This is a genomic window from Mycobacterium sp. 1465703.0 (assembly GCF_001672975.1).
Classification (GTDB): Bacteria; Actinomycetota; Actinomycetes; order Mycobacteriales; family Mycobacteriaceae; genus Mycobacterium.
This window is the reverse complement of sequence record NZ_LZKU01000234.1, coordinates 1-7,410: the sequence shown is the minus strand read 5'-3', so window position 1 is coordinate 7,410 and position 7,410 is coordinate 1. Positions and strand designations below refer to the sequence as shown.

Below are 7,410 nucleotides of genomic sequence, written 5' to 3'. Positions count from 1 at the left end.
CCCGCAGCGACACCCACGCCGCCCGGCAATCCGCCACCACCTCGGCCGGCAGTCCCAGGCCATCGATCAGCACCCGACGGTCGACGACGTCGAGGGCCTTGTCGATCTCGTTGGCCTTCAACAACAGGTCGACATCGCAGGCAAGCTCGGGATCGGCGTGCGCCGGCGACGGGACGGGCAGCTGCTCGGCCTCGGCGGGCTCGAGCTCCAGAACGCCCCCGCCATAGCTGCGGCCCATGATCTCGGTGAAGGCGAACGTCACGCTGTTGTGGAACACCGCGGCCAGCGCGGCGGGTTCGACGCCGGCGACCAGGCGCACCCGATGCACGGTGTCGGTGCTCGTCGCCGCGGCCGCGTTGACGGTCAACCGCGGTGCCCGGTGGATCTGACGCAGCAGGAACAGGTCGGGTTCCCACAACGACGGCGTGCGCCACCAGGGCTTGCGGATCGAGCACTTGTAGCCGTGATGCACCCCGGCCGCTTCGCCGGCGCGGATGTGGTCGATCAGCGCGGGATCGGCCGGCTCGACCGGCGCGTTGAGCAGCCAGCTGCGGTGCCCGGCCGCGATGTCGCTTGTCCGGCAATCGGTGTCATAGATCAGCCCGGACAGCTGGGCGCTGCGCGAGACGAGCGGGACGCAGTGCGGCCGCAGTCCCAGCTCGCCGGCCTGGGCGTCGGTGAAGGTGAAGAAGGCGTTGCGGCCGGTCACGATGCCGACGTCCACCCCGGCGAGGCAACCGAGCCGGGTCAGGGTGCCAGAGCCCTTGAGTGTGCGCAGCAGCCCGATCGTGGCGGGGTCCAGAAAGTACTTGGTCCACTTCTCGTTTTCGTGCAACAGCGTTGGCGCCGATGCCACGTTCAGATCGGCGTGCGCCAGGGCGTCGGCGTCCTTGAGGTGGACGGTGCGAACGCGGGCGGGACCGGCGCCGGCCACACCGCAGAACACCACCACCTCTTGCAGGATGCCGTCGAACACCAGGCGCTCGAACGTCAGCAGGGTGATCTCGGCGAATCGGCTCAGCAGAAAGTCCCGCAACTGTGCGGCATAGCTGACCTGCAGCAGTTCGGCGGGCAGTACCAACCCCACCCGTCCGCCGTCGCGCACCAGCACGGTGCTGGCCACCACGAACGGGACCCAGGCGTTGGTCAGCCGGGTGGGGTGCAGGCCCTCGCGCCGCATCAGTTCCAGCGCCGGATCACGCTGTTGCGAGGACCAGTTGCCGAACCGGATGTAGGGCGGGTTGCCGGCCACGCCGTCCCAGCCGCCCGCTTCGGTGGTGGCGAGCCAGGTGAACAGGCTCTCGGCGTCGACCGGAGCGAACCGGCGGGACTTGGCCGCCTCGTCGGCGATCAACTCGACGCCATGGACCCGGTCGCTGAGCGCGGCCAACTCGCGCAGGATCGCGCCGTCACCGCAGGAGGGTTCGACGATCCTGGGTCCCGCCGCGCGGACCCAGCCGGCCAGGAAGCGGGCCATCGGCGCGGGCGTGTAGTAGCCACCGCGAACCTTGTCGGCCGAGGCCGCCGCCTTGCCCGCGAACGTCATCGGCTCAGTATTACTTGCGGATCAGCAGATCACCGGGCTCCGCCGGATCGCGCGGCCCGGCCGGCTCGGCGGCATACCCGATGGCGACGGCGCCCAGCGGCTCCCAGTCGGCGGGCAGCTCGAGCTCGGCGCGCACCAGGTCGGCGGCGAATATCGTCGAGCCGATCCAGCAGCTACCCACCCCGCGCACCGCCAGCGCGACCAGCAGGGCCTGCACGGCCGCACCGACCGCCACGGTGAACATGGTGTGCTCGGCGTCGGTGCGGGCCGCATCGGGGTAGGAGTGCGCGCCGTCGGGAACCAGCATCGGGATGACGACTTCGGGCGCGTCGTAGAGGATCTGGCCGCGCGCCACCCGGCGGTCGATGGCGTCGGCGGGCCGGCCGTCACCGGCGAGGTCGGTGCGCCACTTGTCCTTCATCCGGTCCAGCAGCCGGTTCCGGGTGGCCGGGGTCCGCAACCAGACGAACCGCACCGGGCGGGTGTGGTGCGGAGCCGGTGCGGTCAGCGCCTCGGCAACGGCGGCTTCCAGCAGATCCGCCGGCACCGGCTCGGGACTGAACCGGCGCACCGATCGGCGCAACAGCTGCGCCTGTTGCCGGCCCATCTCCACGGCTTCGGCGGTGCCGAGCCAAAACAGGTCCTCGGTGCCCGGCCGCAACAACTGCCGCGCCGTTGAACCGTCGTCGGTCACCGACAGGCCGCGCACCACGGCCACCGGCAGTGCGGTCAGTTTGCCCTTGACCAGATCGGCGGCCGCGGCGATCTCGTCGGCGATCGCCACCTCGGTGACCAGCAGCTCGTTGCCGTGTTGATCGACGGCCCCCGAATACCCGTGCAGCACAGCCATTCCCGCCGCGCCCACCGCCGCGTCGGTCTGGCCGTTGCGCCAGGCGCGGCCCATCGTGTCGGTGATGACCACCGCGACCTCGACGCCGAGCCGAGCACGCAGCGCGGCGCGCAGGGCCGCGGCGCTGCCGTCCGGATCGACCGGCAGCAGCGCCAGTTCGTCGCGGCCGACGTTGGATCCGTCCACGCCCGCGGCGGCCTGTACCAGACCGATCCGGTTCTCGGTGATCAAGGTTCGGCCCTTGCGGGCCAACACCCGGACGGCTTCGTCGTCGACCAGCTTGCGCCTCAATTGGTCGCGCTGCTCGGGATCGGGCGGTGCCGGGACCAGTCGGCCTTCGCATTTGGACACCACCTTGCTGGTGACCACCAGCACATCGCCGTCGCGCAGCCATGGTGCGGCCGCGGTGACGGCCGCCGCCAGATCGTCGCCAGGCCGGAATTCGGGCAGCCCGGCGACGGGCAGGATTTCGATCGCGGCGGCGGTGCCATGCTCGCCGGGCGACGACGCCGGACCGGTCTGCGTCATGGGGCCACTCCCGCGAGGGCGAGCCCGGCGCTGACCATCTCGGCCGTCGCCTTGGGGTCGGTCATCACCAGTGGCACCGAGCGCACCGCGACGCCGTCGATGTCGGCCCGGTCGTCCTCGCTCACCAGCCAGCCATCCAAGATGCCGGTGTCGCGGCGCGCCCCGTAGTGGCGGCCGACCGCCTCGGCGGTGGACTCGACGCCGATCACTGATAGGCAGGCATCGGCCATGCCCCGCAATGGCTTTCCACCGATGATCGGTGAGTAGCCGACGATCGGGGCGCGCGCGGCGCGCAATGCGCCGCGAATTCCGGGGACGGCCAGGATGGCGCCGACGCTCACCACCGGGTTCGACGGCGCCAGCAGGATGACGTCTGCCTCCGCGATGGCCGCGGTGGCTTCAGTTGTGGCGGCCGCTTTTTCGGCCCCGACGAAGGCGAAGCTGTGGGTGGGCACCTGAGCCCGGTAGCGCACCCACCACTCCTGGAAGTGGATGGCCCGCCGGTTGTCGTCGGCGGGATCGGTTATCACCACGTGTGTCTCGCAGCGGTCGTCGGTGGCGGGCAGCAGCCGTGCGCCGGGTTGCCACCGGTCGCACAGCGCGGCGGTGATCTGCGAGAGCGGGTAGCCGGCGTTGAGCATCTGGGTGCGCACCAGATGCGTGCCGATGTCACGGTCGCCGAGTCCGAACCAGTCCGGCTGCACCCCGTAGCGCGCCAATTCCTCTTTGGCGTGCCAAGTTTCGTTGCGGTGCCCCCACCCTCGCTCCGGATCTACACCTCCACCTAAGGTGTACATGCAGGTGTCCAAATCGGGGCAGACTCGCAGTCCGTGGATCCAGGCGTCATCGCCAATGTTGACGATCGCCGTCAGCTCGTGACTGTTGGCTTCGGTGTCCGGGCGCCCTTGCGTTTGAAATTGACCGAGCCCGAACAGCTGTTGAACCCCCAGCAGGAAGCGGGCGCCGCCAACCCCACCGACCAGAACGGTGACCTTCACATTGCACGACAGTACTGCCCGGCGACGGTGCCGTGGCGGGCCCACTGGAGCTGCCTCAAAGTTGAGGTTCCCCAAAACTTGTGGGGAAGTTGGGGGCCATGTGATCGACACGCCGAACGACCAAAACAACAGAAACGCCGAAATTCGATCACGAGATGGTATGGAAATGCGCCGTAATGCTTGACCCGGCAGGTCAACCCGTGTCTAATCACAACAGTGTCATTTCCCGGTTGGCCGGCCGACTCCGGTGTCGCAGACCGAGATTCGATCACTTGTTCGAATTGTCTGTACATCAGAACAGTGGGAAACCAATCACACTCTCTCAATCAAGCTGAGGAGGCGGACGACCGTATGTCTTACGAAACTTTTCGAAGCGCCATGGCGAGCACCCCGCACGCTGACATCGACCCGGCACCGGCCCGCCCCGCTCGGCCGCATTTGACCGTGGTTCCTGATGCCCCAATCGCATTCGAGCCCGACCCCTTGCCGGAGCCGGCCGCCGATCAGTGGCAGGACCGGGCGCTGTGCGCCCAGACCGACCCCGAGGCCTTCTTCCCGGAGAAGGGTGGTTCCACCCGCGAGGCCAAGAAGATCTGCCTGGGTTGCGAGGTGCGTCATGAGTGCCTCGAGTACGCCCTCGAGCACGACGAGCGCTTCGGTATCTGGGGCGGTTTGTCCGAACGCGAGCGCCGCCGCCTCAAGCGCGGCATAATCTGACGCACGCTGAGCGCAACGCGCGTTGAGCGCGACTCGTAACGAAAGTTAGTCGTCGTCGATCGTCGGATCGATGACCGACGGCTCAACGTCGAGATAGATGGCGACCTGGGCCACCAGGATTTCGTGCAGCAAGTCGCCGAGTTCGACGGTGTCCTTGGCCCGTCGTTCAATTGGCTTGCGGAACAAGACAATTCGCGCCCGCGTGGAGTTGCCGCGGATGTCGACGCCGGCCGGGATCAAGCGCGCCAGCGGGATCGGACCATCAGCGATGACCTCGGGTGGCCACTGCACACTGTCGGGATCCTTGGCCGAGATGCGCGGGATCTCGTCGACCGCCACATCCAGCTCGGCCAGCCGGTCCTGCCAATTCCGCTCGATCGGTTCGTAAGCCTCCAGCACCGCCATGTCGAACCGCTCAGCACGGCTGCGCCACCCCGGGACGGTCGGGGGCAACAGCGGACCGCGCATGTCGCGGCCTCTGCGGAAAAGTCGGTGGGTAGCGGTTCGGCGCGGAGCCGATCCGTCGGGAAACCGATCGCTTCGCGGGGAGCTGCGCGAATCACCCACGCGCCGATGGTAACGGTTGCACATCGAGGGTCGAGGCGTTGCGCGTGTCCGGTGCTGCGGCCGCGTTTGCGCACGATAGCCTTTCGGTCGTGAACGTTCCCCGTCGCTGTTGCCGGCCCGGGTGCCCGCACTACGCCGTGGCGACCCTGACGTTCGTCTATTCGGACTCGACGGCAGTCGTCGGCCCGTTGGCGACCGCACGGGAACCGCATTCCTGGGATCTGTGCGTCAACCATGCCGGCCGAATCACCGCGCCCCGCGGTTGGGAGTTGGTGCGTCATGCCGGCCCCCTGCCCACCCATCCCGACGAGGACGACCTGGTCGCCCTGGCCGACGCGGTGCGCGAGGGCGGTGATCGGGCGGTGCCGTACGCCGGCGCCGTGACACCGATGAAGGGGTTTGCCGACGCGCACATCCACCACGGCGGGTCGCACGCCACCGCGCCCAGCAGCAGTCTGCTGGCACCGCCCGAGCCTCGATCCGGACGGCGCCGCGGACATCTGCGGGTGTTGCCCGATCCCAGCGATTAGCTCGCACCGCGGCGGCTCGAGTTCTCCGTCGCCCGATAGGCTGGCGGCCAAGAGTTCACGTCGTCAGGAGTCCCGCATGTCTCGGCCCGCCGCGACTGTCCACCGTGTCGTCAAGGCTTACGACGTGCGTGGGCTAGTCGGCGAAGAGCTCGACCAGCCGCTGGTCACCGATCTGGGCGCAGCCTTTGCCAAACTGATGCGCGCCGAGCAGGCCGGCCAGGTCGTGATCGGTCACGACATGCGAGACAGCTCGCCCACGCTAGCCGCCGCGTTCGCCGCCGGGGTGACCAGCCAGGGACTCGATGTGGTGCGCATCGGTCTGGCGTCCACAGATCAGCTTTACTTCGCCTCCGGGTTGTTGGACTGCCCCGGTGCGATGTTCACCGCGAGCCACAACCCGGCGGCCTACAACGGCATCAAGCTGTGCCGGGCGGGCGCCAAACCGGTCGGCGCCGAAACCGGGCTGCGCCTGATCGCCGACGAGGTGATCGCGGGCGTCGACGGCTACGACGGGCAACCCGGAAGCAGCACCGATCGCGACGTGCTGGCCGACTACGGGCAGTTCCTGCGTTCGTTGGTGGACACGTCGGGGCTGCGCCCGCTGCGGGTGGCCGTGGACGCCGGCAACGGGATGGCCGGGTTGACCACGCCCGCGGTGCTAGGGCCGATCGACTCGATCACATTGGAACCGTTGTACTTCGAGCTCGACGGCTCCTTCCCCAATCACGAAGCCAACCCGCTCGACCCCGCCAACCTGGTGGATCTGCAGGCCTATGTCCGGAAAACCGGCGCCGACATCGGGCTGGCCTTCGACGGGGACGCCGATCGCTGCTTCGTGGTCGACGAACGCGGCGACGCGGTGTCGCCCTCGACGGTGACCAGCCTGGTGGCCGCGCGCGAGTTGGGCCGCGAGATCGGCGCGACGATCATCCACAATGTGATCACCTCGCGCGCGGTGCCCGAACTGGTCGCCGAGCGCGGCGGCACGCCGCTGCGGTCCCGGGTCGGGCACTCCTATATCAAGGCCCTGATGGCCGACACCGGCGCGATTTTCGGCGGCGAGCACTCGGCGCACTATTACTTCCGCGATTTCTGGGGCGCCGACTCCGGGATGTTGGCGGCGCTGTACGTGCTGGCCGCCCTCGGCGAACAGGACCGCCCGCTGTCCGAGTTGACCGCGGACTACCAGCGCTACGAATCGTCGGGCGAAATCAACTTCACCGTGGCCGATGCCGCGCAATGCACCGAAGCGGTGCTCAAGTCGTTCGGCACCCGGATCCACTCCCTCGATCATGTCGACGGGGTGACCGCCGACCTGGGCGATGGCAGCTGGTTCAACCTGCGCAGCTCCAACACCGAGCCGTTGCTGCGGCTCAACGTGGAGGCCCGCACGGCCGAGGACGTCGTCGCGGTGGTCGCCCAGATCAGCACGGAAATCGAAGCGATCAGCGCGACCACGGCGGGCGTCGAGGCCGCGCCGTGAACGCCATCCGGGCGATCGATCTCGAAGACACCGACGGCCTGTTGGCCGCCGACCGCGAAGGCCTGTTGCGGGCCGCGTCGTCGGCCGGTGCCCAGGTGCGTGCGGTCGCCACCGCGGTGGAGGAGGGCGCGCTGGAATTGCTTCGCGCCGATGACCGTCCGCGCAGCATCATCTGGGTGGGCGGCCGCGGC

General features: G+C 68.8%; 7 protein-coding genes and 1 pseudogene. 4 read left to right on the top strand and 4 right to left on the bottom strand.

Annotation, left to right across the window (positions count from 1 at the left end; all coding sequences use genetic code 11):
- The 3 genes from A5625_RS21995 to cofD form a co-directional block, all read right to left on the bottom strand.
- On the bottom strand, nucleotides 1-1,546 hold a 1,546-nt coding region (locus tag A5625_RS21995), incomplete at its 3' end, for a class I SAM-dependent methyltransferase (protein ID WP_066998951.1).
- A gap of 10 nt (nucleotides 1,547-1,556) precedes the next feature.
- Nucleotides 1,557-2,924, bottom strand: coding sequence for a coenzyme F420-0:L-glutamate ligase (locus tag A5625_RS21990; RefSeq protein ID WP_066998948.1), 1,368 nt, complete (start codon nucleotides 2,922-2,924; stop codon nucleotides 1,557-1,559).
- Nucleotides 2,921-3,922, bottom strand: coding sequence for a 2-phospho-L-lactate transferase (gene cofD, locus A5625_RS21985; protein WP_066998945.1), 1,002 nt, complete (start codon nucleotides 3,920-3,922; stop codon nucleotides 2,921-2,923). The genes A5625_RS21990 and cofD overlap by 4 nt, the downstream gene beginning before the upstream one ends.
- Before the next feature lie 378 nt (nucleotides 3,923-4,300).
- Between cofD and A5625_RS21980 the strand changes: the two genes are divergently transcribed.
- Nucleotides 4,301-4,639 carry a WhiB family transcriptional regulator gene (locus tag A5625_RS21980; protein ID WP_066998941.1) on the top strand — a complete coding sequence of 113 codons (339 nt, stop codon included), beginning with the start codon at nucleotides 4,301-4,303 and terminating at the stop codon, nucleotides 4,637-4,639.
- 45 nt (nucleotides 4,640-4,684) lie between these two features.
- Here the strand turns inward: A5625_RS21980 and A5625_RS21975 are convergent, their stop codons facing one another.
- Nucleotides 4,685-5,107 (bottom strand): metallopeptidase family protein, encoded by a 423-nt coding sequence (locus tag A5625_RS21975; protein ID WP_066998938.1) that lies wholly within the window; start codon nucleotides 5,105-5,107, stop codon nucleotides 4,685-4,687.
- Between the two features lie 188 nt (nucleotides 5,108-5,295).
- Here A5625_RS21975 and A5625_RS21970 point away from each other — a divergent pair, with 188 nt between their 5' ends.
- From A5625_RS21970 to A5625_RS21960, 3 genes and pseudogenes are all read left to right on the top strand, one after another.
- Nucleotides 5,296-5,736 carry a DUF3499 domain-containing protein gene (locus tag A5625_RS21970; protein ID WP_197516185.1) on the top strand — a complete coding sequence of 147 codons (441 nt, stop codon included), beginning with the start codon at nucleotides 5,296-5,298 and terminating at the stop codon, nucleotides 5,734-5,736.
- 76 nt (nucleotides 5,737-5,812) lie between these two features.
- Nucleotides 5,813-7,219: a phosphomannomutase/phosphoglucomutase gene (locus A5625_RS21965; RefSeq protein WP_066998932.1), complete on the top strand. Its 1,407-nt coding sequence runs from the start codon at nucleotides 5,813-5,815 to the stop codon at nucleotides 7,217-7,219.
- Nucleotides 7,216-7,410: pseudogene (locus A5625_RS21960) on the top strand (TobH protein); the annotation flags it as partial. The gene A5625_RS21965 and the pseudogene A5625_RS21960, both read left to right, overlap by 4 nt.

Coding starts and splice junctions, on each gene's coding strand:
- A5625_RS21990 (WP_066998948.1), bottom strand. CDS start 2,924: ATGACGCAGACCGGTCCGGCGTCGTCGCCCGGCGAGCATGGCACCGCC.
- A5625_RS21980 (WP_066998941.1), top strand. CDS start 4,301: ATGGCGAGCACCCCGCACGCTGACATCGACCCGGCACCGGCCCGCCCC.
- A5625_RS21975 (WP_066998938.1), bottom strand. CDS start 5,107: ATGCGCGGTCCGCTGTTGCCCCCGACCGTCCCGGGGTGGCGCAGCCGT.
- A5625_RS21965 (WP_066998932.1), top strand. CDS start 5,813: ATGTCTCGGCCCGCCGCGACTGTCCACCGTGTCGTCAAGGCTTACGAC.